Origin of the sequence: Solibacillus ferritrahens (assembly GCF_037027585.1) — a bacterium.
In the GTDB taxonomy this organism is placed as follows: domain Bacteria; phylum Bacillota; class Bacilli; order Bacillales_A; family Planococcaceae; genus Solibacillus; species Solibacillus ferritrahens.
Map to the genome: position 1 here is coordinate 1 of NZ_JAXCLE010000031.1, position 21,908 is coordinate 21,908.

At 36.5% G+C, this 21,908-nt stretch carries 25 protein-coding genes and 1 rRNA gene; 25 read left to right on the forward strand and 1 reads right to left on the reverse strand.

What is annotated here, in order from left to right; translation table 11 throughout:
* The 11 genes from rrf to rsmI all read left to right on the forward strand — a co-directional run.
* Positions 1–82 (forward strand): 5S ribosomal RNA (gene rrf / locus SNE38_RS18195); the annotation flags it as partial.
* 414 nt (positions 83–496) lie between these two features.
* A complete protein-coding gene (locus tag SNE38_RS18200) occupies positions 497–1,918 on the forward strand; it encodes an aminotransferase class I/II-fold pyridoxal phosphate-dependent enzyme (protein ID WP_456242982.1) in 1,422 nt (473 codons plus the stop codon).
* A gap of 19 nt (positions 1,919–1,937) precedes the next feature.
* Positions 1,938–2,567 carry a dTMP kinase gene (gene tmk, locus SNE38_RS18205; protein ID WP_191705460.1) on the forward strand — a complete coding sequence of 210 codons (630 nt, stop codon included), beginning with the start codon at positions 1,938–1,940 and terminating at the stop codon, positions 2,565–2,567.
* A gap of 69 nt (positions 2,568–2,636) precedes the next feature.
* Positions 2,637–2,966 carry a cyclic-di-AMP receptor gene (locus SNE38_RS18210; protein WP_191701748.1) on the forward strand — a complete coding sequence of 110 codons (330 nt, stop codon included), beginning with the start codon at positions 2,637–2,639 and terminating at the stop codon, positions 2,964–2,966.
* A 130-nt stretch (positions 2,967–3,096) separates the two neighbouring features.
* Positions 3,097–3,537: a YaaR family protein gene (locus tag SNE38_RS18215; protein ID WP_191705461.1), complete on the forward strand. Its 441-nt coding sequence runs from the start codon at positions 3,097–3,099 to the stop codon at positions 3,535–3,537.
* A gap of 122 nt (positions 3,538–3,659) precedes the next feature.
* Complete coding sequence (gene holB, locus SNE38_RS18220) at positions 3,660–4,664, forward strand: DNA polymerase III subunit delta' (RefSeq protein WP_191705462.1); 1,005 nt, start codon at positions 3,660–3,662, stop codon at positions 4,662–4,664.
* Positions 4,657–5,472, forward strand: a complete 816-nt coding sequence (locus SNE38_RS18225; RefSeq protein ID WP_191701745.1) for a PSP1 domain-containing protein — start codon at positions 4,657–4,659, stop codon at positions 5,470–5,472. Before holB ends, SNE38_RS18225 begins: the two co-directional genes overlap by 8 nt.
* A gap of 23 nt (positions 5,473–5,495) precedes the next feature.
* Positions 5,496–5,855, forward strand: coding sequence for a DNA replication initiation control protein YabA (gene yabA / locus SNE38_RS18230; RefSeq protein ID WP_191705463.1), 360 nt, complete (start codon positions 5,496–5,498; stop codon positions 5,853–5,855).
* Between the two features lie 90 nt (positions 5,856–5,945).
* Positions 5,946–6,695, forward strand: coding sequence for a tRNA1(Val) (adenine(37)-N6)-methyltransferase (locus SNE38_RS18235; protein WP_191705464.1), 750 nt, complete (start codon positions 5,946–5,948; stop codon positions 6,693–6,695).
* Positions 6,679–6,957, forward strand: coding sequence for a GIY-YIG nuclease family protein (locus SNE38_RS18240; RefSeq protein WP_191705465.1), 279 nt, complete (start codon positions 6,679–6,681; stop codon positions 6,955–6,957). Before SNE38_RS18235 ends, SNE38_RS18240 begins: the two co-directional genes overlap by 17 nt.
* Positions 6,938–7,810: a 16S rRNA (cytidine(1402)-2'-O)-methyltransferase gene (gene rsmI / locus SNE38_RS18245; protein ID WP_336047064.1), complete on the forward strand. Its 873-nt coding sequence runs from the start codon at positions 6,938–6,940 to the stop codon at positions 7,808–7,810. The genes SNE38_RS18240 and rsmI overlap by 20 nt, the downstream gene beginning before the upstream one ends.
* Before the next feature lie 96 nt (positions 7,811–7,906).
* Here the strand turns inward: rsmI and SNE38_RS18250 are convergent, their stop codons facing one another.
* Positions 7,907–8,185 carry an AbrB/MazE/SpoVT family DNA-binding domain-containing protein gene (locus SNE38_RS18250; RefSeq protein ID WP_191705467.1) on the reverse strand — a complete coding sequence of 93 codons (279 nt, stop codon included), beginning with the start codon at positions 8,183–8,185 and terminating at the stop codon, positions 7,907–7,909.
* 347 nt (positions 8,186–8,532) lie between these two features.
* On the opposite strand from SNE38_RS18250, the gene metG reads away from it, so the two are divergent.
* The 14 genes from metG (at position 8,533) to SNE38_RS18320 (ending at position 21,759) form a co-directional block, all read left to right on the forward strand.
* Positions 8,533–10,494 (forward strand): methionine--tRNA ligase, encoded by a 1,962-nt coding sequence (gene metG / locus SNE38_RS18255; RefSeq protein WP_191705468.1) that lies wholly within the window; start codon positions 8,533–8,535, stop codon positions 10,492–10,494.
* 241 nt (positions 10,495–10,735) lie between these two features.
* Positions 10,736–11,509: a TatD family hydrolase gene (locus SNE38_RS18260; RefSeq protein WP_191705469.1), complete on the forward strand. Its 774-nt coding sequence runs from the start codon at positions 10,736–10,738 to the stop codon at positions 11,507–11,509.
* Positions 11,510–11,744: 235 nt separating this feature from the next.
* Entirely contained in the window at positions 11,745–12,944 is a 1,200-nt protein-coding gene (locus SNE38_RS18265) for a ubiquitin-like domain-containing protein (RefSeq protein ID WP_336047066.1), read from the forward strand.
* Positions 12,945–13,293: 349 nt separating this feature from the next.
* On the forward strand, positions 13,294–13,857 hold the full coding sequence (gene rnmV / locus SNE38_RS18270; protein ID WP_336047067.1) for a ribonuclease M5: 564 nt from the start codon (positions 13,294–13,296) through the stop codon (positions 13,855–13,857).
* Positions 13,850–14,737, forward strand: coding sequence for a 16S rRNA (adenine(1518)-N(6)/adenine(1519)-N(6))-dimethyltransferase RsmA (gene rsmA / locus SNE38_RS18275; RefSeq protein ID WP_191705472.1), 888 nt, complete (start codon positions 13,850–13,852; stop codon positions 14,735–14,737). The genes rnmV and rsmA overlap by 8 nt, the downstream gene beginning before the upstream one ends.
* 140 nt (positions 14,738–14,877) lie before the next feature.
* Positions 14,878–15,135, forward strand: coding sequence for a biofilm formation stimulator Veg (veg, locus tag SNE38_RS18280; protein WP_191701734.1), 258 nt, complete (start codon positions 14,878–14,880; stop codon positions 15,133–15,135).
* A gap of 109 nt (positions 15,136–15,244) precedes the next feature.
* A complete protein-coding gene (locus SNE38_RS18285; RefSeq protein ID WP_191705473.1) occupies positions 15,245–15,436 on the forward strand; it encodes a small, acid-soluble spore protein, alpha/beta type in 192 nt (63 codons plus the stop codon).
* Positions 15,437–15,620: 184 nt separating this feature from the next.
* Positions 15,621–16,487: a 4-(cytidine 5'-diphospho)-2-C-methyl-D-erythritol kinase gene (ispE, locus tag SNE38_RS18290; protein WP_191705474.1), complete on the forward strand. Its 867-nt coding sequence runs from the start codon at positions 15,621–15,623 to the stop codon at positions 16,485–16,487.
* A gap of 71 nt (positions 16,488–16,558) precedes the next feature.
* Positions 16,559–17,386 carry a pur operon repressor gene (purR, locus tag SNE38_RS18295; RefSeq protein WP_191705475.1) on the forward strand — a complete coding sequence of 276 codons (828 nt, stop codon included), beginning with the start codon at positions 16,559–16,561 and terminating at the stop codon, positions 17,384–17,386.
* 1 nt (position 17,387) lies between these two features.
* Positions 17,388–17,762 (forward strand): RidA family protein, encoded by a 375-nt coding sequence (locus SNE38_RS18300; protein ID WP_191705476.1) that lies wholly within the window; start codon positions 17,388–17,390, stop codon positions 17,760–17,762.
* Between the two features lie 289 nt (positions 17,763–18,051).
* A complete protein-coding gene (gene spoVG, locus SNE38_RS18305; RefSeq protein WP_191705477.1) occupies positions 18,052–18,351 on the forward strand; it encodes a septation regulator SpoVG in 300 nt (99 codons plus the stop codon).
* A 234-nt stretch (positions 18,352–18,585) separates the two neighbouring features.
* Complete coding sequence (gene glmU, locus SNE38_RS18310; protein WP_191705478.1) at positions 18,586–19,956, forward strand: bifunctional UDP-N-acetylglucosamine diphosphorylase/glucosamine-1-phosphate N-acetyltransferase GlmU; 1,371 nt, start codon at positions 18,586–18,588, stop codon at positions 19,954–19,956.
* 26 nt (positions 19,957–19,982) lie between these two features.
* Positions 19,983–20,942: a ribose-phosphate diphosphokinase gene (locus SNE38_RS18315; protein ID WP_191705479.1), complete on the forward strand. Its 960-nt coding sequence runs from the start codon at positions 19,983–19,985 to the stop codon at positions 20,940–20,942.
* A 163-nt stretch (positions 20,943–21,105) separates the two neighbouring features.
* Entirely contained in the window at positions 21,106–21,759 is a 654-nt protein-coding gene (locus tag SNE38_RS18320; protein WP_336047068.1) for a 50S ribosomal protein L25/general stress protein Ctc, read from the forward strand.
* Positions 21,760–21,908: the final 149 nt, after the last annotated feature.

Consider the following 21,908-nt stretch of genomic DNA (forward strand, 5'->3'; position numbering starts at 1 on the left):
CCATACCGAACACGGAAGTTAAGCTCTTTAGCGCCGATGGTAGTTGGGGGCTTCCCCCTGTGAGAGTAGGACGTCGCTTCGCACATGTAAAACCACTGAGAAATCAGTGGTTTTTTTGTTGGTCCCAACGATTAATATTTATTATCAATTTTACCCACAGTTAAAAAAGTAGGGAAAGTTCACTCGAGTAAAAGGAAGAATAATTACCAGATCATAATGCAAAACAAACAGTAGTTGGAATTTGAAGTAGAAGGACACGTGCAGCAGTTAATAGCAGAAGGTCTATTAGTAATTAACCCTTTAGAAAAACACAACCTTAAAGGAGTTACAGATGATAATTAAAATGTTATAAAAGTTAGAAGTAACCATTACTTTGGATTATTTGAGAACTAAAATAATTTGAGATATTTCACTAGCTAATTAGTATTGTTAGCTAGTTTTTTTATTTCTCTCATGGTCTTATAATAGAAGGATAACAATAAATGAGGTGATGACGGTGAAAAACAATCGACCAATCGTTCAAGCATTAAAAGAATTTGTAGCGAATGAACCGCAATCTCTTCATGTGCCAGGACATAAAAATGGGTTACTTTCAAATTTACCAAGTGCGATTAAGCACGCATTAACATATGATGTAACCGAGTTGACGGGCTTAGACGACTATCATCATCCAGAAGAAATTATTTTACAAGCAGAACAGTTACTGGCTTCTACATATGGAGCAGATCGTAGTTTCTTTTTAGTTAACGGCTCAACAGTAGGAAATTTGGCAATGATCTATGCTACATGCCAAAGAGGGGATACGGTGCTTGTACAGCGCAATGCGCATAAATCTATTTTTCATGCCCTTGAACTGGTTGGAGTAAATCCAGTATATATTGCTCCTAAATGGCATACTGAAAGTCAAACACCGGGCTGTATTGAACTGGATACACTAAAAAAAGCCCTATTGAGCTATCCAGAGGCTAAAGCTGCCATTTTTACATATCCCACTTATTACGGGGTGACAGCGAGTGATTTAATGGAACAAATAAACCTTTGCCACTCTTACAACATCCCTGTATTAGTGGATGAAGCACATGGCGCCCATTTGAAGGTGACAGGGAAACTGCCACAATCTGCTTTGGATGCTGGTGCAGACATTGTTGTACAATCTGCACATAAAACGTTGCCAGCAATGACGATGGCTTCTTTTTTACATATGAAAACATCGCTAGTAAGCGAACAAAGGGTAAACCATTATTTACGTATGTTACAATCGAGTAGTCCGTCATACTTATTGTTAGCTTCCCTTGATGATGCAAGAAGCTACGTTGAAAGTTATACGGATATTGACTATACCTATTTAATGGATAAACGTCGGCAATTTATTGATTCTGTAACAGCATCGACAGAATTGCAAGTGGTAGAAGTCGATGATACGTTAAAGTTATTAATTCGGGCACCTGGCTATTCGGGTTTCCTGTTAAAAGAGGCATTGGAGAAGGTGCATGTTTTTGTAGAGTTGGCTGATGCGAAACAAGTGCTGATTATATTGCCATTGTTAAAGCAGGGAGATAGTTATTCGTTTGCTGATTTACGAATTCGAATGAGAGAGGCAGTTATTCATTTGAAAGATTTACCAGGAAATAAAGAAAGTGAATATCAAGCTAATTTTGAAATGACGCCTATTATAAAAGCAGAGTATAGCTTTGACGAAATTGAACGGGCTGAGAAAGAATGGCTTCCATATATGAGAGCAATTGGGCGAGTGGCTGCTTCAACGATAATTCCATATCCACCAGGTATTCCATTATTCGTACCAGGTGAAAAAATTACAGTAGCAAAACTGAGTCAATTGGAAGAGCTACTTGCGATTGGTGCAATGTTTCAGGGGGAGCACCGTCTACAAGAGAAATTAATACAAGTCATAAAATAGATGCAGGGAGAATATAAAAATGCAAAGGAATTTATTTATTACATTTGAAGGCGGAGAAGGAGCCGGAAAAACGAGCGTGTTAAAAGCAATAGGTGAGCGCCTCAAAGAAAAACAGATTGATGCTTTATTAACACGTGAGCCAGGTGGGATTGAAATAGCGGAAAAAATTCGTGCTGTTATTTTAGATCCTGCCCATACTGAAATGCATGAACGTACAGAGGCATTACTATATGCCGCAGCCCGTTCCCAACATTTTTACGAAAAAATATTACCTGCACTAGATAAGGGAAAGCATGTATTATGTGACCGATTCATCGATTCATCATTAGCATATCAGGGCTATGCACGTGAAATCGGTGTTAATGAAGTATTAGCTATCAATGAATTCGCCATAGGGAAGCGCCTTCCGGATGTTACTATATTTTTTAATATATCTCCTGAAAAAGGTTTAGCTCGTATTCATTCAACCCGTATTGATGAATTAAACCGTTTAGATATAGAAAGCTTAGCATTCCATAAAAAAGTATACGAAGGCTATGAAGATGCTATGAGACGTTACCCGGAGCGCTTTAAAATTATTAATGCAGATCAGGAGTTAGAGCAAGTGATTGAGGACGTATGGATGATTTTAAATCCTTTATTAGGGTAAAAGTAAATGAAGTGTACCTTTTATTTATGATATAATAGAGGAACCAATTCAATGAAGGGGTGAGTACGGATGAAGTTAGTAGTAGCAGTAGTACAGGATCAAGATAGTAACCGTTTATCCAATGCATTAACAAAAAACAACTATCGAGCAACAAAATTAGCGAGTACAGGTGGTTTTTTACGGTCTGGAAATACGACATTTTTAATAGGAACGGATGATTCATTAATCCCTAAGTTATTAGAAATTATTCGTGAAAACTGTCGTTCACGCGAGCAAATGGTCGCTCCTGTATCACCGATGGGAGGGAATGCTGATTCCTACATCCCGTACCCTGTGGAAGTTGAAGTTGGAGGAGCAATAGTATTTGTATTGCCAATCGAACAATTCCATCATTTTTAATATCTTTCAGCAAAATGAAAGATATTGAGGCCTCTGGTAGATATACGAATTCAGCATGTTCTTTTTATGGCAAGCGGAATTTGGATACAATTATGCCGAGGCATAATTGATTTTTGGAGGCGAATGATAAATGAAAATTAATCAGGATCTCCGGGTAAATTTGAATGCAAATCGCAATGATTTACGTCCAATAAACCAAAATGGTAATCGCTTTGGAGATATGGTTGTAAAACAAGGTTCAAAAATGCAATCGGAGCAACTCACGAGACTTTTAGGAGATATATCGACAGCTGGTGATCGTGTAGCTCGTTCTCGAAATTTGCGGGAATTGGCGCGTTTTAAAATGCTTATTAAACGCTTTTTACAAGAAGCCGTTGATTACGGTCTTGAGATGAAGCAATCCCATACATGGAATCGCTTTGGTGAAGGACGTCGCCTAAAAATTGTTGAAACAATTGATGAACGACTTGTCGAATTAACCGAAGATATTTTAAATGAAGAAAAAGAGTCTATTGAGCTATTATCGAAAATTGGCGAAATTAAAGGACTATTAATAAATCTGTATATGTAAAATATGCCCGTGTCTTTGTTGTGCACTAGACACGGGCTTTTTTCCAAGCAGAAGATACATTGTTTGAATTGTACATAGGACTATTCAAATAAATAGAAGCAGTAAATGAAAAGGTGAAGGAAATGACACGAACTATTGAAGAGCTTACGAAGCTGCAGCCTGTAGTAATGAAGCAGTTACAAACCATTGTAGAAAAAAATCGTTTAGCACATGCCTATATTTTTGAAGGTGAAAAAGGTACGGGCAAACGAGATGTCGTCTCTTTTTTTATGAAACTTCTCCTTTGCGGAAATTTGTCAAAAAATGTTCCATGTGAAACATGTCGAAATTGCAGACGTATTGATTCTGGAAATCACCCAAATATTTGGCAAATAGAGCCCGATGGTCAATTTATTAAGATTGACCAAATACGGGAATTAGTTGCTGAAGTGAAAATGACAGGTGTAGAGGAAGGGAAAAAAATTTATGTACTGCATCATGCAGATAAATTAAATATTGCCTCTGCCAATATGCTTTTAAAGTTTTTAGAAGAGCCTGATGGACAAGTTGTGGCAATTTTACTGACGGAGCAAATTCAATCCATTATTCCAACAATTCGTTCACGTTGTCAGCATATTAAATTTGCAAAAGCTCCCCGTACTAATTTAATGGAGCAGCTCATAGAACAAGGGCTCACAAAATCTATGGCATCGACAACAAGCATGGTAACGAATGATATTGATACAGCTTTTGCACTTGCAAATGATGAGCAGTTTGTACTTGCACGGAAAACAGTGTTAAAATTAGTAGAGATTGTTCATCAAAATATTCATGAAGCTTTATTATTTATTCATGAAGAGTGGCTCCCATTATTTAAAGAAAAAGAAGATATGGAGCTAGCACTTGATTTGTTATTATTTGCGTATCGCGATATTGTAGCGATTAAAGCAAATCAACAAGCCGTGTGTACGTATCCCGATATGTATCAACGATTTAATGATATGGCCTTAGTATTGACGTATGAAAAATTATCGAGTCAAATGCAGTCAATATTACAAGCCCGAACAAACCTAAATCGTAATATGAATCGTACGTTATTGATGGAACAGCTTATGCTGAATCTTCAGGAGGGGTATACATTTGTATAATGTAGTCGGAGTTCGCTTTAAAAAAGCGGGTAAAATATATTATTTTGATCCAGCAGCATATATTTTGGATGTTGGAGAATATGTCATCGTAGAAACTGCACGCGGAATTGAATATGGCAAGGTTGTTGTGCCAATGCGACAAGTCGGGGAAAATGACGTTGTTTTACCATTAAAGCAAGTCGTTCGACCAGCAGATGAGCGTGATCGTTTCCAAGTGGAAGAAAATACATTTGAGTCAAAACGGGCATTTGATTTAGCGAATACGAAAATAATTGAGCATTCGTTAGAAATGAAGCTTGTGGACGTAGAATATACATTTGATCGTAATAAAATTATTTTTTATTTTACAGCAGAGGGACGTGTGGATTTCCGGGAGCTAGTAAAAGATTTAGCGAGTGTTTTCCGTACACGTATTGAACTTCGCCAAATAGGGGTTCGTGATGAAGCCAAATTACTTGGCGGAATAGGTCCTTGTGGAAGGATGCTTTGTTGTTCGACATTTTTAGGGGATTTTGAGCCAGTGTCAATTAAAATGGCAAAGGATCAAAATCTATCATTAAATCCGACAAAGATCTCTGGTTTATGCGGACGTTTAATGTGCTGCTTAAAGTATGAAAATGATGATTATGAAATTGCAAAAGAAGGTATGCCTGACATTGGTGATCTATCGATGACACCAGAAGGAGAAGGTAAAGTCATCGGATTAAATGTATTAGAGCGACTTATTCAAGTATATTTAACGAAGCAAGAGCGTATGGTTGAATATACGCTTGAAGAGCTCATGCAGTATGAGAAAAATCTGATATAGATAGAATTAATGGGGTGGCTTGAGTGAAGGACCGTAATTTTTTAGATACTGTTATGGAGTTCGAACAACAGCTTGAATCAATGCAACAACAATTTAGCGCACTTAAGCAATTTGTTGCGCATATGATGGAGGAGCATCAGACGCTTCAAACAGAAAACCTTCACCTACGTACGCGTTTAGAAGAACTATTGGCGAATGAAGCGATTGCAAATAAACAAGTTGAAGAGATAAAAAAGGAACCCGTAGATATTGGCGAAGGTTACGATAATTTAGCAAGGCTTTATCACGAAGGGTTCCACGTATGCCATGTGCATTTTGGCAGCTCGCGTAAAAGTGAAGATTGTTTGTTCTGTCTATCATTTTTAAATAAACAAAATGGTTAATAAAAAAGGCTGAATCTGCTAATGTGGATATCAGTCTTTTGTTTAAGTAAGAAAGAAATTTTAAATAGTAGTTATGTGGAGGATTGTGATTTGGAACAATGGTTAAAGAATGATGAGCGAATGGACTATTTGCTTGCTGAAGATTTAAGAATTATTCAAAGTCCATCAGTCTTTTCGTTTTCATTAGATGCAGTATTATTGGCACGCTTTGTGCAAATCCCAAAAAGTAGAGGTCATATTATCGATCTTTGTTCGGGAAATGGAGTGATTCCACTATTTTTAAGTGCTCGAACAAAAGCAAAGATTACAGGAGTAGAACTGCAGCCTAAATTACACGATATGGCAACTCGTAGCATTGCTTATAATGAATTGTCACATCAAATTGATATGCAATTGGGGGATGTTAAGGATACGCCACAAACATTGGGAATTGAAAAATATGATGTAGTGACATGTAATCCTCCATACTTTTTAGCGCATGAGCTAAGCGAAAAAAATACGAGTGAACACTATGCTATTGCGAGGCATGAAATCCATTTAACACTTGACGAGGCAGTAGAAGCAGCAAGCCGTTTATTAAAGCAGGGTGGTAAGGCTGCTTTTGTGCACAGACCAGGCAGACTTTTGGATATTGTTACAGCGATGCGTGCAAACCGTTTAGAGCCAAAGCGTATTCAATTTGTTTATCCGAAACAAGGGAAAGAAGCGAATACATTGTTGATTGAAGCGATAAAAGACGGTAAGCCAGATTTAAAAATCTTGCCTCCCTTATACGTATATAAAGATGATAACGAATATACGGCAGAAGTGAGGGCACTTTTATATGGAGAAGGAAATTAAACACTATTTTTATGTGTTAGAGTGTAGAGATACATCTTTCTATGCAGGCTATACGAATAATTTAGAAAAGCGCATTGCTGCACATAATGCAGGAAAAGGTGCTAAATATACGCGAGCACGAGGTCCAGTAACATGTATTTACTTTGAAACATTTGAAACAAAGGAACAAGCGATGTCAGCAGAATATGCGTTTAAACAACTTAAACGTCCCCAAAAAATTGATTATATAAGGAGGGCTACAGATGAAATCACAGAAAAGTAGCCAGCATGAGCAAGGAAGCTGCCTGTACTTAGTAGCCACACCAATTGGCAATTTAGAAGATATGACTATGCGAGCATTACGGATTCTTAAAGAAGTGGATATTATTGCTGCAGAAGATACACGGAATACAAAAAAGCTCTGTAATTACTATGAGATACAAACACCCCTTATTAGTTACCATGAGCATAATATTGAAGCAGGTGGAGAAAAGTTACTTGGCTATTTGCGTGAAGGGAAGTCCATCGCATTAGTAAGTGATGCGGGTCTGCCGTGTATTTCAGACCCAGGTGCAGATATTGTTGTGAAAGCAATTGCAGAAGGTTTTGCTGTCGTACCTATCCCAGGAGCAAATGCGGCACTAACTGCCCTGATCGCGTCCGGTATATCTCCACAGCCATTTTATTTCTTTGGATTTTTAAAACGAAATAAAAAGGAACGTCGTGAGCAACTGGATAAATTATTGAAACGACAAGAAACGCTTATTTTTTATGAAGCACCTCACCGTTTAAAGGAAACTTTGAAAGATTTGCAGCTTGTATTAGGAAACCGTCAAATAACATTGGCACGTGAGTTAACAAAGAAATTTGAAGAGTTTCTACGTGGGACAATAGAGGAAGCAATAGTGTGGGCTAGCGAAAATGAAATTCGAGGTGAATTTTGTCTTGTTCTGGAAGGTAACAGTGCGAATGAAATAGAAGAAGAAGAAGAAGAAAGCTATTGGACAAACATGTCTCTAGAAGAACATGTCTCTTATATAATGGAATCTAAAATCTCTTCAAAAGAAGCAATTAAAGAAGTAGCCAAACTACGTAATTTGCCTAAACGTGATGTATACCAAGCATATCATCAATAAAAAAAGCATTGAAAAGTCGTCGTACTTTTCAATGCTTTTTTCGTTTGGTAAAATAATACTTTATACTAGAAAAGTAAAAAGTAATCATATTACCATTTACTTATTAAGGTTTGATTGGATTTCTTTCATTAATGCTTCTGCACCTTCAGAAGATAAAATTAATTTACCGCCTACTAAACGCATGTTATCATCAGAAACTTCACCAGTTACTGCACATGTCATGTTAGGCATATATTTTTTTAAGATAATTTTGTCGTCATCTACATAAATTTCTAAAGCATCCTTTTCTGCAATACCTAATGTACGGCGCAATTCGATTGGAATTACTACACGTCCTAATTCGTCTACTTTACGTACAATACCTGTTGATTTCATAATTAATATTTCCTCCTATATTCTTAATTGAGATATTTAAATTTCGTCAAAATTCGACATTTAACATTGTCTAGTTAGAATCATACCAACTAATACCATATACGTCAATTATTTAGCATTCAAATTTCCTTCGTTTGAGAAACTTTTTTGTCATATTTGTAATATTATGTGCAGATATGAAAAATTCTTACCAAAAATAATTTTAGATAGTCAAAAGGGTATAAGGATTTCCCATATTTTTGTGCTGATTTTTCGACATCTTGGAATTCCGATAAACTTTCATTGAAACAAGTTTCGTACTTCGTTAGAATAAAGATTATACTTAACAAACAAATGGAGGCACTTTCGTGAGTGAACAACAAACATTCTATATAACAACCCCAATTTATTACCCCAGCGGTAAGTTTCACATCGGTACTGCCTATACAACGGTTGCATCTGATGCAATAGCGCGGTATAAGCGTTTAAAAGGTTTTGATGTACGCTTTTTAACAGGTATGGACGAACATGGTCAAAAAATACAGGAAAAAGCGCAAGAAGCTAAGATGCATCCACAAGATTATGTAAATGAAATTGCAGAAGGCGCCAAAAAATTATGGAATACTATGGATATTTCCTATAATGACTTTATTCAAACCACTGAAAAGCGACATACTGATTCAGTAGAGAAAATTTTTCAAAAGTTTTTGGATAATGGCGATATTTATATAGGTGAATATGAAGGATTATATTGTGTACCTTGTGAATCTTACTATACTGAGACGCAATTAATGGATGGAAAGTGCCCGGATTGTGGTCGGGATGTCCAAAAAGTGAATGAAGAATCTTACTTCTTTAATATGAAAAAGTATGCAGATCGATTACTTGCTTATTATGAGGATAATTTAGAATTTATAGAACCTGAATCTCGAAAAAATGAAATGATTAATAACTTCATTAAACCGGGGTTGGAAGATTTATCGGTTTCTCGTACATCATTCGACTGGGGCATTAAAGTACCAGGAAATCCGAAACATGTCATTTATGTATGGGTAGATGCATTATCGAACTACATTACTTCATTAGGCTATGGTTCTGACAATGAAGAATTATTCAATAAATATTGGCCAGCAGATGTTCATGTAGTAGGTAAAGATATCGTGCGGTTCCATACGATCTATTGGCCGATCTTCCTAATGGCTTTGGAACTACCTTTACCGAAAAAGATTTTTGCACACGGTTTCATTATGATGAAGGATGGCAAAATGTCGAAATCTAAAGGAAATGTTGTCTATCCTGAAATGTTAATCGAGCGATATGGCTTAGATGCGACACGCTATTTCTTATTACGTGAATTACCTTTTGGTCAAGATGGTGTATTTTCACCAGAGTCTTTTGTAGAACGTACAAACTTTGATTTGGCAAATGACTTAGGGAATCTTTTAAATCGAACTGTTTCAATGATGAACAAATATTTCGAAGGAGAAATTCCAACTGAAAATCTTCAGGACACTGAATTCGATGCAGCCTTAAAGGCACATGCTGAAACTGTACGTATTAAATATGAAGAAAGTATGGAAAAAATGCAATTTAGTGTCGTACTTTCGGAAATTTGGTCACTTGTATCACGTACAAATAAGTATATTGATGAAACATCTCCTTGGGTATTGGCAAAAGATGAATCGGATAGAAATAAGTTAGCTGCAGTAATGAATAATTTAGCAGAAAGTTTGCGTCATATTGCCGTGCTTATTCAACCATTTATGACAAATGCACCAAAGCAAATTATGGAGCAATTAGGACTTGATGATAAATTATTAGCATGGGACACAATTGAAACATTCGGCAATGTTATTCCAAGAAACATTAAAGTGGTAGAAAAAGGAACTCCTATTTTCCCTCGTTTAGATGCGGAAATCGAAGTAGCCTATATTCGTGAACAAATGCAAAGCTCTGTAAAAACAACACAACAGGAAGAATCGACAAGTGTAGAAGCACCTAATACAGAAGAAATTTCAATAGATGATTTCATGAAGGTCGATTTAAGAGTTGCGACAGTTTTAGCATGTGAACCAGTAGCAAAAGCGAAGAAGTTATTAAAGTTACAAGTTGACTTAGGCTATGAGCAACGCCAAGTTGTATCGGGCATTGCCGAGCACTATAAACCAGAGGAGTTAGTTGGTAAAAAAGTGATCGTTGTGGCAAATTTAAAACCAGTTACATTACGTGGAGAATTATCTCAAGGTATGATCTTAGCGGGCTCGCACGATGGGATTTTAACATTGGCAACTGTCGATCCTAAATTGGCAAATGGTGCACAAGTGAAGTAATTTAAGTAGAGTCTGTTGGACGAATGATGTTCAACAGGCTTTTGTATTTTTAATCGGCTAAAAGTATATTAGTATAATATTTTGTTGAGAGAAATAGTTAATTCTATAGTTATTTGACATTATAATTACTATTTTTAAACGTTAAGATAACAAAGTGTTTTATTTTTGTAATTTAGATGTAATAATACTGAAAACTAAGAAATATGTTCAGTGAGTACAATACACGATAGGAGAAATGATGATGAGCACATATATAGATACACATGTCCATTTAAATGCAGATCAGTATGAGGAAGATTTACAAGAAGTAATTGACCGAGCAATTGCTGCGAATGTAGAAAAAATGGTTGTTATCGGCTTTGATAAAAAAACGATAGATCGAGCGATGCAACTTATAGAAGAATTTGATTTTATCTATGCAGTGATTGGCTGGCATCCAGTAGATGCAATTGATTGTACCGATGATTACTTAAATTGGATTGAACAACTAGCAAAACACCCAAAAGTAGTTGGAATTGGTGAAACAGGATTGGATTATTATTGGGATAAATCACCGAAAGATATCCAACAGTATTGGTTCCGAAAGCAAATACAATTAGCGAAAAAATTAAATTTACCAATTATTATTCATAATCGTGATGCAACAGGGGATGTTGTGCGGATTTTGCAAGAAGAAGACGCAGCAGCTGTTGGTGGTATTATGCATTGTTTTGGTGGGAGTGTTGAAACTGCCCATCAATGCATAAACATGAACTTTATGATTAGTCTAGGAGGTCCTGTCACATTTAAAAACGCGCGTCAGCCAAAAGAAGTAGCCACTGAAATTCCTTTGGAGAACTTATTAATCGAAACGGATGCACCGTATTTAGCACCTCATCCTTACAGAGGCAAACGAAACGAACCTGCATATGTTACTTTAGTCGCTGAGGAAATTGCTCGACTTAAGGAATTATCAGTAGAAGAAGTTGCTTTAAAAACGACTGAAAATGCAAAGCGCTTTTTTAAAATTGATTAGTAAAAAAAGATGTGAATAGCAAAATAAATAATCCAAAAAATTATTTTTCAAAATGAGAAAATACTTCTTTGGATTATTTTTTCATTTAAAAATGTTTAAAGTTTTAATACGCCTCCAATACTAGTTTTGTCACGATTTTAATTAAAACACCTAATTTTACAAAAATTCATTTCTATTGACAGTACGAAAAGTAGTCGCGTATAATCCAACTTTGTATTAAGGAGGCGTTATTTTCATGTCAAATCAATCCATGAAAAGCCAGTTCTTAGGATCATTGAGGAGTAAGCAAACAGGCATACGATTTTTATCACTTGTTCTGTTTGTATCTGTAATTGCATTCGTTCTTTATCATGGAACGAAAACTCCCGTTATGTTTACGGCAAACGGCGAGACATCAAAATTATATACACACGCAACTACGGTTGATGAGCTACTTTCAGCTCAAAATATAGATTTAACGAATTATGATAAAGTATCACCCTCACTGAGTACCAAGATTGATAGTGGAATGTCAATTGAATGGGAACAGGCAAAAGAAGTAGTAATTTCAGTTGATGGAAATCAGTCAAAAGTTTGGACAACTGAAAATGTAGTGAAGAACATTTTGGAAGAAGCAAATATTGAAGTAACAGAGCATGATCTTGTATCACAAAGCTTAGATACAGAAGTAGGAGCCGATAACAAAATCGATATTCAGAAGGCGTTTCAGTTAACGCTTGTCGATGGCACTAAAGAGAGACAAGTATGGTCCACTTCGACTACGGTCGCTAACTTTTTAAAACAACAAGAGATTCAACTAGGTGAATCAGATCGTGTCGATAAAAATTTGGAGAAAGTTATCACTCCGAATGATAAAATCGCAGTTGTTCGAGTAGAAAAGGTTACCGATGTAGTGGAGGAATCAGTAGATTTCGCAGTTGAAAGAAAAAACGATTCTTCTTTATTGAAGGGTAAAGAGAAAGTAGTAACAGAAGGTAAAAAAGGTAAAGTGGAGCGTACGTACAATATCGTGAAAGAGAACGGTAAAGTCGTGTCCAAAAAGGTTGCTTCTGAAAAAATTGTGGAACAACCAAAAACAAAAGTCTTATCAGTAGGTACTAAAGTTGTAACTGCAAAAGTTTCACGTTCGAGTGAACCAAGTTCAGGAAAAGAATTTTATGTAGAGGCAACAGCATATACGCCATATTGCACAGGCTGCTCAGGTATATCAGCAGCGGGTCTCAACCTGCGCAAAAATCCGGATATGAAGGTAATTGCGGTGGATCCTCGTGTTATTCCCTTAGGTACAAAAGTTTGGGTCGAAGGCTATGGTAATGCAGTAGCCGGAGATACAGGCGGTGCCATTAAAGGCAATAAGATTGATGTTTTAGTGCCATCAAAGTCTAAGGCGAATAGCTGGGGACGTAAAAAAGTACGCATTAAAGTATTAAACTAATATATCGTTAAATAAACAAGTTTGTTAAAGAATGTTTTATTGCCTGTTAGTCGTTACAGATCTTTTGGAAGTTGTATCATTTAATTTTCAAATTATATATGGATTTGGGTTAGCAAAGGCATAATATATTCTATAAAATATTATTCCAAAATGTATAGTAGCTTTCTCGCTTTTTGACTGATAGCGAGGAAGCTTTTTTCGCTGTTTAGGAAATTTCGAATGTAGCCTTGGAGGCAGCACGGTTAAATTCCTGTATAGTCCGATTTCGTTCTTAGAGTAAGCACAGAAGTAACAAAACGCATTCTATGGTAAAATAGCGAAAGACTATGTTAGAAAAGAGGAATATTTCTTGGATATTCAAGAGATTATTGTTGTCGAAGGAAAAGATGATACAACAGCGATAAAACGTGCGACAGGTGCTGATACAATTGAAACGAACGGCTCAGCAATTTCGGATGAAGTATTACGTAGAATTGCACATGCGCAAAAGAAGCGGGGAGTCATCGTTTTTACTGACCCGGATTACCCTGGGCGTCGAATTCGTGCCATTATAGAAGAGCGAATCCCTGGTGTAAAGCATGCATTTTTAGCAAAGGCAAAAACAATTGCAAAAAATGGAAAAGGTCTAGGGATTGAGCATGCGAGTGATAAAGATATTCGTGAAGCATTAAGTAATGTGTATACATTAGCTGAATCACAAATTGATGAAAAAATTACATTGGAAGATTTAATGATAGCCAAATTGATAGGTCACCCCCAGTCAAAAAAACGACGTGAACAGTTAGGGGAAATTTTAAATATAGGAATGACAAACGGGAAGCAATTGCATAAACGATTAATGATGTTTCAGATTACAATCGAGCAGTTCGCAGAAGCCATTTTGCAATTAGATCAGGAGGATATGCATGTATAAAGACATTGCCACACCGATACGTACGAAGGAAATTTTAGAGAAGTACGGATTTTCATTTAAAAAGAGTTTAGGACAGAACTTTCTAATAGATCCCAATATTTTACGAAACATTGTTAGCCATGCGAATTTAACGGAAAATAGTGGTGCGATTGAAGTCGGTCCTGGTATTGGTGCATTAACGGAGCATTTAGCGCGGGAAGCTAAGAAGGTCGTCTCATTTGAGATTGACCAGCGTCTTTTGCCTGTATTGGAAGATACACTTAGCCCTTATAATAATGTAAAAATTGTTCATTCAGACATTTTAAAAGCGGATGTAGAACAAGTAATTGCGGAGGAAATGCCAGGTATTGAGGATATAATGGTCGTAGCTAACTTACCTTATTACGTTACAACCCCAATTTTAATGAAACTGTTGAATGATCGCTTACCTATTCGTGGCTTTGTTGTCATGATGCAAAAGGAAGTTGCGGATCGTATTACAGCAAAACCGGGTACAAAAGCATATGGCTCGTTATCCATTGCAATCCAATATTATGTTACTGCTGAAATTGCCATGATTGTACCGAAAACTGTATTTATGCCACAGCCTAATGTAGATTCTGCGGTTATTCGACTAATAAAACATGAAACACCGCCAGTTAAAGTAATTGACGAAGATTTTTTATTCGAAGTTTCCCGTGCATCGTTTGCACAACGCCGTAAAACGATTTTAAATAATTTACAAAACGGTCTTGTAAATGGGAAACAAAATAAAGAGCTCATTATTCAAGCATTAGCAGAAGCGGGAATTGACCCAACTCGTCGTGGCGAAACGTTGAGTATTCAAGAATTTGGCAGATTATCAGATTGCTTACATCCAGCCTTTTGTGTTCGACAATAATGTGAATGTAGAGTTGAAAAAACTTTAGAAAAACTTCAGAAAAAAGTTGACGGCTTTGAATAGCGGTGATAAAATATTATATTTTATTGACATTTAAAATACACTGTGTTAAACTGGTTTATAGTGAGGTGTATGCAAAAATGCCAAAAACGTTAGCAGACATTAAAAAATCATTAGATAGTCACTTGGGTAAACGTTTGCAATTAAAAGCAAATGGAGGCCGCAAGAAAACGATTGAATGTGAGGGTGTCTTAAGTGATACTTATCATGCAGTGTTCGTTATTGAACTAAAGCAAGAGGATAATGCGAATAAACGCGTATCTTACAGTTACACAGATATACTTACTGAAGCAGTAGAGATTACTTTTTTAGATGATGCTGTTGCTACCATCAAATAGTTTTTCTAGTACTTATTTTAATATTTTTTAAAAAAACGCTCATTTTATATGAGTGTTTTTTTATTTTCTGCGCAAGCTAAGTGCGTCAACGAAAAGGGAGGTTTTTTGCATGGCGAAACAAAAAATCATGTCTAGCCGTCTAAAGGAAGAGATTGCAAAAGAACTTGGATTTTATGACGTAGTTGAACGTGAGGGTTGGGGCGGTATCAAATCCCGTGATGCAGGAAACATGGTAAGGCGTGCAATTGAAATGGCTGAGAATAATTTAGCCAAACAGAACTCGCAGAACAACCAAAAGTAAGTTGACGAAAAGTGACACCCTTATGCAAGTTATCTTGCGAGGGTGTTCTTTTTATAAGTAAAATAAGCGTGAAAAAGTAAAGACTTTAGTACATTGCTCGTACACATCGTATGTTAAAATAGGTATATTAATAAATTGATTGCGTAAATAAAATTGCGTGCCTTATTAGTAGGAGGAATTTTCGATGTTATATGTAAAAGCACCCGCTAAAATTAATTTATCACTCGATGTGCTTTATAAACGTCCAGATAATTATCATGAAGTAGAGATGGTTATGACAACGGTTGATTTAGCCGACCGGATTGGACTTGAGTCGCGTAAAGATGGACAAATTAAAATTATCTCGGCCGATAATTTTGTACCGGATGACCAGCGTAATTTCGCCTATCAAGCGGCTGAGCTAATTAAAAGTACATACGGTATCAAAGAAGGCGTTGATATTTCAATTGAAAAACAAATTCCGATTGCGGCAGGTTTAGCTGGCGGGAGTAGTGATGCTGCTGCTACACTGCGCGGTTTAAATGAGCTTTGGAATTTAAATTTATCTTTGGACGAGCTAGCTGAACTAGGATCAAAAATTGGTTCCGATGTGTCGTTCTGTGTATATGGTGGTACTGCACTAGCAACTGGGCGCGGGGAAAAAATTCAGGAACTAACTGCACCTCCAACATGTTGGGTCGTTTTAGCCAAGCCAAAAATTGGCGTATCTACAGCAGATGTATATGGTGGGTTAAATATTGAGGGTTTAAAACATCCAAATACAAAACAAATGATAAAAGCAATTGAAACGAATGATTATGAATTAATGTGTCAGTCGCTTGGAAATGTTTTGGAAACTGTAACATTTAATTTACATCCAGAAGTGATTACGATTAAAGAGCAGATGCAACGCTTTGGTGCAGATGCTGTACTGATGAGTGGCAGTGGCCCGACAGTGTTTGGTCTAGTCGAGAATGAAACACGTGTTAGTCGCATTTACAATGGATTAAGAGGTTTTTGTGAGGAAGTATATGTAGTTCGTATGTTAGGGGATCGTAATCCGCTTGCATAAATACGTATAATTATGGTAATTTGACTATTAAATATTCGTATTTTAATTATTAATGTTTAGGAGAGGGTCGCATGAAATGGAAGCGTAGTGAACGCCTTGTAGATATGACATATTATTTACTTGAGCATCCGCATCAGTTGATCCCGCTAACTTATTTTTCTGAGCTTTACAGTTCTGCAAAGTCTTCCATTAGTGAAGATTTAACAATTGTAAAGGAAACATTCGAAGAAAAAGGAATCGGGTTATTAACTACCGTACCTGGCGCAGCAGGTGGTGTAAAATATATTCCTAGAATGGTGGAACATGAAGTTCGTGAAATCACTAGGGAATTAATTGCTGAATTAAGCCAATCAGATCGTCTACTTCCTGGTGGGTATTTATTTATGACGGATTTATTGGGAAATCCAGAGTTGATGAATCGTGTAGGGAAAGTATTTGCGAGTGCATTTGGTGACCAAAAAATTGATGTTATCATGACAGTTGCGACAAAGGGTATTTCAATTGCCCATGCAATCGCAAGACATTTAAATGTGCCGGTTGTCGTTGTGCGTCGTGACAGCAAAGTAACAGAGGGCTCAACCGTAAGTATTAATTATGTATCAGGATCTTCCCGTCGTATTCAAACGATGGTTTTATCTAAGCGTAGTATGAAAAGTGGCCAACGCGTGTTAATTACCGATGATTTTATGAAAGTCGGTGGTACGATGAATGGCATGAAAAACTTACTAGAAGAATTTGATTGTGAGCTTGCAGGTATTGCAGTCTTAGTAGAAGCAGAACATACAGATGAGACACTAGTAGGGGATTATTATTCGTTAGTAAAGCTACAAGAAGTGAATGAGAAAGATCGTACTATTGCATTAAGTGAAGGTAATTTTTTTCAAAAGGGGAGAAATTAATATGAAAACAGTTTCAACAACAAATGCACCTGCAGCTATCGGACCATATGCACAAGGGATTGTTGTAAATAATATGTTTTACTCTTCAGGTCAAATCCCGCTTACGGCATCAGGGGAATTAGTTGATGGGGACATTGAAGTACAAACACATCAAGTATTTGAAAATTTAAAGGCCGTTTTGGCTGCAGCGGGTTCTTCTTTAGATCAGGTTGTAAAAACAACGGTATTTATGAAAGATATGAATGATTTTGCTACGATGAATGATGTGTATGCAAGTCATTTTGGAGACCATAAACCAGCACGTTCTGCAGTAGAAGTTGCGCGTCTTCCAAAAGATGTAAGTGTTGAAATAGAAGTTATAGCATTAGTAAAATAATAATACAGCTACAGCCCGCTCCTTTACTAGAGAAAAAAGGAGTGGGCTTTCTTATTTTAATAAAAAATATAATATATTTTTTTATTGAATTATTACAAAATAGCAATTAAAACGCAGAATATTTAGTTTATTTTAACAATTATAAAAATTGTAGATAGAAAAAAATTACATTTTATTGTATTCTATTGATAAATGGTGCAATTTTAGTGATTAATTGAATGGGAGAGAAGAAATTCTCTTTTTTCAGTATTACGAAATGAAGCACCTAAGTATAGGGGGAGAATTCATAATGGAAATAACAGACGTAAGATTACGACGTGTTCAAACAGATGGACGTATGCGTGCAATTGCATCCATTACACTAGATGATGAATTTGTTATTCATGATATTCGTGTAATAGATGGAAATACAGGTTTATTTGTAGCAATGCCAAGTAAAAGAACACCAGATGGTGAATTCCGGGATATTGCACACCCAATCAATTCGAATACACGTAATAAAATCCAGGAAATCGTTTTGGAGGCTTTCCATGCTTCTGCTGATGAAAATCAGGGCGATGCTATGGAATTAGAAGAAGCAAATGTTTAATATTACAATTAAGGGGTCACTCATATGAGGAGGCTCTTTTTTTATTTTTTTTTATAAAAATGTTCTATAACAGAAAAAAAGGGAATAATGTCGAAAAAGCCATAATGATTATATATTTTTATCATATTTAAATATGTGATTTCAAACTTTTGTCAAGTCTGAATACCTTGAAAAGATTGTGAATTTACTATATAGTCATAAGAGAAAATGAGCTGAAAATGGAGGACTTGTAATATGACAAATATTTATGCAGTTGTCTTGGCTGCTGGTCAAGGTACACGAATGAAGTCCAAATTATATAAAGTGCTTCACCCAGTATGTGGAAAGCCAATGGTGGAACATGTAATCGATCATATTGGTTCTCTCGATGTAGAACGTGTCGTAACTGTTGTAGGACATGGAGCAGAGCTTGTACAGGAAACACTTGGAAATAAAAGTGAATATGTATTACAAGCAGAGCAACTTGGTACTGCACACGCCGTTCAGCAAACAGAGCCCATTTTAAAAGGACTTACTGGAACTACGCTTGTAGTATGTGGAGATACGCCTTTAATTCGTCCTGAAACAATGCAAGCATTACTAGATCACCATGCTTCGGAAAATGCAAAAGCTACTATTTTGACAGCGGTTACAGACAACCCGACTGGCTATGGGCGTATTTTACGCGACAATAATGGTCAGGTATCCCAAATTGTTGAGCAAAAAGATGCAACACAGGAGCAACAGCTTGTGAAAGAAATAAATACAGGTACTTACTGCTTTGATAATGAAGCATTATTTGAGGCCCTAAAGCAAGTGAAAAATGAAAATGCACAGGGTGAATACTATTTACCGGATGTCATTGAAATCCTACAAAAGCAAGGTGAAATTGTTGCAGCACATGTAACAGATAGCTTTGACGAAACGCTGGGTGTTAATGATCGCTTTGCTTTGTCTCAAGCTGAAGAATTAATGCGTGCTCGCATAAATGAGCGTCATATGCGAAATGGTGTAACGATTATTAATCCGGCAACGACGCATATTAGCGCAGATGCTATTATCGGCAGTGACTCCGTCATTTTACCTGGTGTAATTATTGAAGGTAAAACGGTAATTGGGGAAGACTGCAAAATTGGTCCGAACAGCCATATTGTCGATAGTAAAATTGGAAATGCTACTACGATTCATAGTTCGGTTGTACTAAATAGCCAAGTGGGCGATGAAACAGCAGTTGGTCCATTTGCGCATTTACGTCCGGAATCGTCATTAGGAAACCATGTGAAAATTGGAAACTTTGTAGAAGTGAAGAAAAGCACGCTAGGTAATGATACGAAAGTGTCCCACTTAAGCTATATTGGTGATGCAGAAGTCGGCAGCAACGTAAATATTGGCTGTGGCTCGATTACTGTGAACTATGACGGTAAAAATAAATTTAAGACAATTATTGAAGACGATGTATTTATTGGGTGCAATTCTAATTTAGTTGCTCCGGTAACACTGAAAAAAGGGTCATTTATTGCAGCTGGTTCGACTATTACAAAAGAAGTTCCAGAAGATGCATTAGCAATTGCACGTGCTCGTCAAGAAAATAAACTAGGCTATATGAGTAAATTAAATTCAAAATAAAATTATTTAAAATACAGGAGGCCATCATGCCGTATCAATACGCTGACTCAAAATTAAAAATCTTCTCATTAAATTCAAACAATCCACTTGCAAAAGAGATTGCCGATGAAATGGGTGTAGAACTAGGAAAATCATCTGTAAAACACTTCAGTGATGGAGAAGTCCAAATTAGCATTGAAGAAAGTATTCGAGGAATGGATGTATTTATCGTTCAATCTACTTCTGCTCCTGTTAATGAACATTTAATGGAACTTTTAATTATGATTGATGCTGTTAAACGTGCATCTGCTCGCACGGTAAATGTTGTTATGCCTTACTACGGCTATGCACGTCAAGACCGTAAAGCGAAAGCACGTGAACCAATTACTGCTAAATTAGTAGCAAATCTTCTTGAAACTGCTGGTGCAACTCGTGTTATCGTATTAGATTTACACGCACCTCAAATTCAAGGTTTCTTCGATATCTTAATTGACCATTTAGTGGCAGTACCACTACTTGCTGATCATTTCGGTTCTAAAGGTTTTAAAGAAGAGGAATTAGTAATTGTTTCTCCAGACCATGGTGGGGTAACTCGTGCACGTAAAATGGCCGAGCGTTTAAAAGCTCCGATTGCCATTATTGATAAACGCCGTCCAAAGCCGAATGTAGCGGAAGTTATGAATATTGTTGGTAATGTAGAGGGTAAAGTATGTATTTTAATCGATGATATTATTGATACTGCAGGTACAATTACGATTGGTGCAGAGGCATTAATTAAGAGTGGTGCAAAAGAAGTTTATGCTTGCTGTTCACACCCGGTATTATCTGGTCCAGCAATTGAGCGTATTGAAAATTCTTCAATTAAAGAGTTGGTTGTAACAAATACTATCCAATTAAGCGAAGATAAAATCTCTCCGAAAGTTAAGCAATTATCTGTTGCAAAATTAATGGCAGATGCAATTTCTCGTGTTTATGAAAATAAATCAGTTAGTACATTATTTGATTAATCAAATTAGGACAGCTCAGGGGTATTATCCCTGGGCTGTTTTTCTTTTCTTTATCGAAAACGTTCCATTAATATTTTTAAAAGTCAGATAATTAATATGTTTCATTTATACAAGAGCAGGGTAAATAAACTATTGTATTACTACTTAAGGGGGACGATGGAATATGACTACAGTTTTAAAAGCAAAAAAGCGTGACACTGGGAAACGTTCGATATTAACCCAACTTAGAAAAGAAGGTCAGTTAGCAGGTGTGCTATATGGCTACGAAACAAATACAACGCCGATTTCGTTGGATTATAGAGAGACGGCAAAGATATTTCAAACATATGGTACAACAAGCGTGTTTAAAGTTGAGGTAGACGGGAAAAGAGTAAATGCAGTACTTACTGATATTCAACGTGATGCAATCAAAGGTCTTGTAAAGCACGTTGACTTCCTTGCAATCAATATGAAAGAAGAGCTTGAAGTGGATGTACCTGTAGCATTGGTAGGAACTTCAGTTGGTGTGAAAGAAGGTGGAGTATTAACTCAACCGAATCATACATTGAAAGTGAAAGTAAAACCAAACGATATACCAGATAATGTAGAAATTGATGTATCCGGGCTAGCAGTTGGTGATACGTTATCTGTGGGTAATGTACGTGATCAATTTACAGAATTTTCAATTGTAGAAGATGACGATTATACATTAGCAACGGTAACACCACCAGTGGCACCAGTTGAAGATGTTGATGCAGATGCTGAAAATGTTACAGCCGATGATGTTGAAGCAACGGGAGAAAAATTAACACCTGAAAAACCAGGTAGAGAAGATTAGTGATTAGAAAAAGCCGCCTTATATTTAAGAGGGCACTGAAAAAGTCATTCAATTATAAGGAAGGGCATGTTGGAACGAAAATTCGTTCCAACATGCCCTTTTCTTCGATGCCGTTGATTTCCATTGCGGCGGACGCTTTCCGCGGGCAC

Excerpts from the sequence above, each read along its gene's own strand:
- tmk (WP_191705460.1), top strand. The coding sequence starts at position 1,938 with ATGCAAAGGAATTTATTTATTACATTTGAAGGCGGAGAAGGAGCCGGA.
- SNE38_RS18210 (WP_191701748.1), top strand. The coding sequence starts at position 2,637 with ATGAAGTTAGTAGTAGCAGTAGTACAGGATCAAGATAGTAACCGTTTA.
- SNE38_RS18215 (WP_191705461.1), top strand. The coding sequence starts at position 3,097 with ATGAAAATTAATCAGGATCTCCGGGTAAATTTGAATGCAAATCGCAAT.
- holB (WP_191705462.1), top strand. The coding sequence starts at position 3,660 with ATGACACGAACTATTGAAGAGCTTACGAAGCTGCAGCCTGTAGTAATG.
- SNE38_RS18240 (WP_191705465.1), top strand. The coding sequence starts at position 6,679 with ATGGAGAAGGAAATTAAACACTATTTTTATGTGTTAGAGTGTAGAGAT.
- rsmI (WP_336047064.1), top strand. The coding sequence starts at position 6,938 with ATGAAATCACAGAAAAGTAGCCAGCATGAGCAAGGAAGCTGCCTGTAC.
- SNE38_RS18250 (WP_191705467.1), bottom strand. The coding sequence starts at position 8,185 with ATGAAATCAACAGGTATTGTACGTAAAGTAGACGAATTAGGACGTGTA.
- SNE38_RS18260 (WP_191705469.1), top strand. The coding sequence starts at position 10,736 with ATGAGCACATATATAGATACACATGTCCATTTAAATGCAGATCAGTAT.
- SNE38_RS18265 (WP_336047066.1), top strand. The coding sequence starts at position 11,745 with ATGTCAAATCAATCCATGAAAAGCCAGTTCTTAGGATCATTGAGGAGT.
- rsmA (WP_191705472.1), top strand. The coding sequence starts at position 13,850 with ATGTATAAAGACATTGCCACACCGATACGTACGAAGGAAATTTTAGAG.
- veg (WP_191701734.1), top strand. The coding sequence starts at position 14,878 with ATGCCAAAAACGTTAGCAGACATTAAAAAATCATTAGATAGTCACTTG.
- SNE38_RS18285 (WP_191705473.1), top strand. The coding sequence starts at position 15,245 with ATGGCGAAACAAAAAATCATGTCTAGCCGTCTAAAGGAAGAGATTGCA.
- ispE (WP_191705474.1), top strand. The coding sequence starts at position 15,621 with ATGTTATATGTAAAAGCACCCGCTAAAATTAATTTATCACTCGATGTG.
- purR (WP_191705475.1), top strand. The coding sequence starts at position 16,559 with ATGAAATGGAAGCGTAGTGAACGCCTTGTAGATATGACATATTATTTA.
- SNE38_RS18300 (WP_191705476.1), top strand. The coding sequence starts at position 17,388 with ATGAAAACAGTTTCAACAACAAATGCACCTGCAGCTATCGGACCATAT.
- spoVG (WP_191705477.1), top strand. The coding sequence starts at position 18,052 with ATGGAAATAACAGACGTAAGATTACGACGTGTTCAAACAGATGGACGT.
- glmU (WP_191705478.1), top strand. The coding sequence starts at position 18,586 with ATGACAAATATTTATGCAGTTGTCTTGGCTGCTGGTCAAGGTACACGA.
- SNE38_RS18315 (WP_191705479.1), top strand. The coding sequence starts at position 19,983 with ATGCCGTATCAATACGCTGACTCAAAATTAAAAATCTTCTCATTAAAT.
- SNE38_RS18320 (WP_336047068.1), top strand. The coding sequence starts at position 21,106 with ATGACTACAGTTTTAAAAGCAAAAAAGCGTGACACTGGGAAACGTTCG.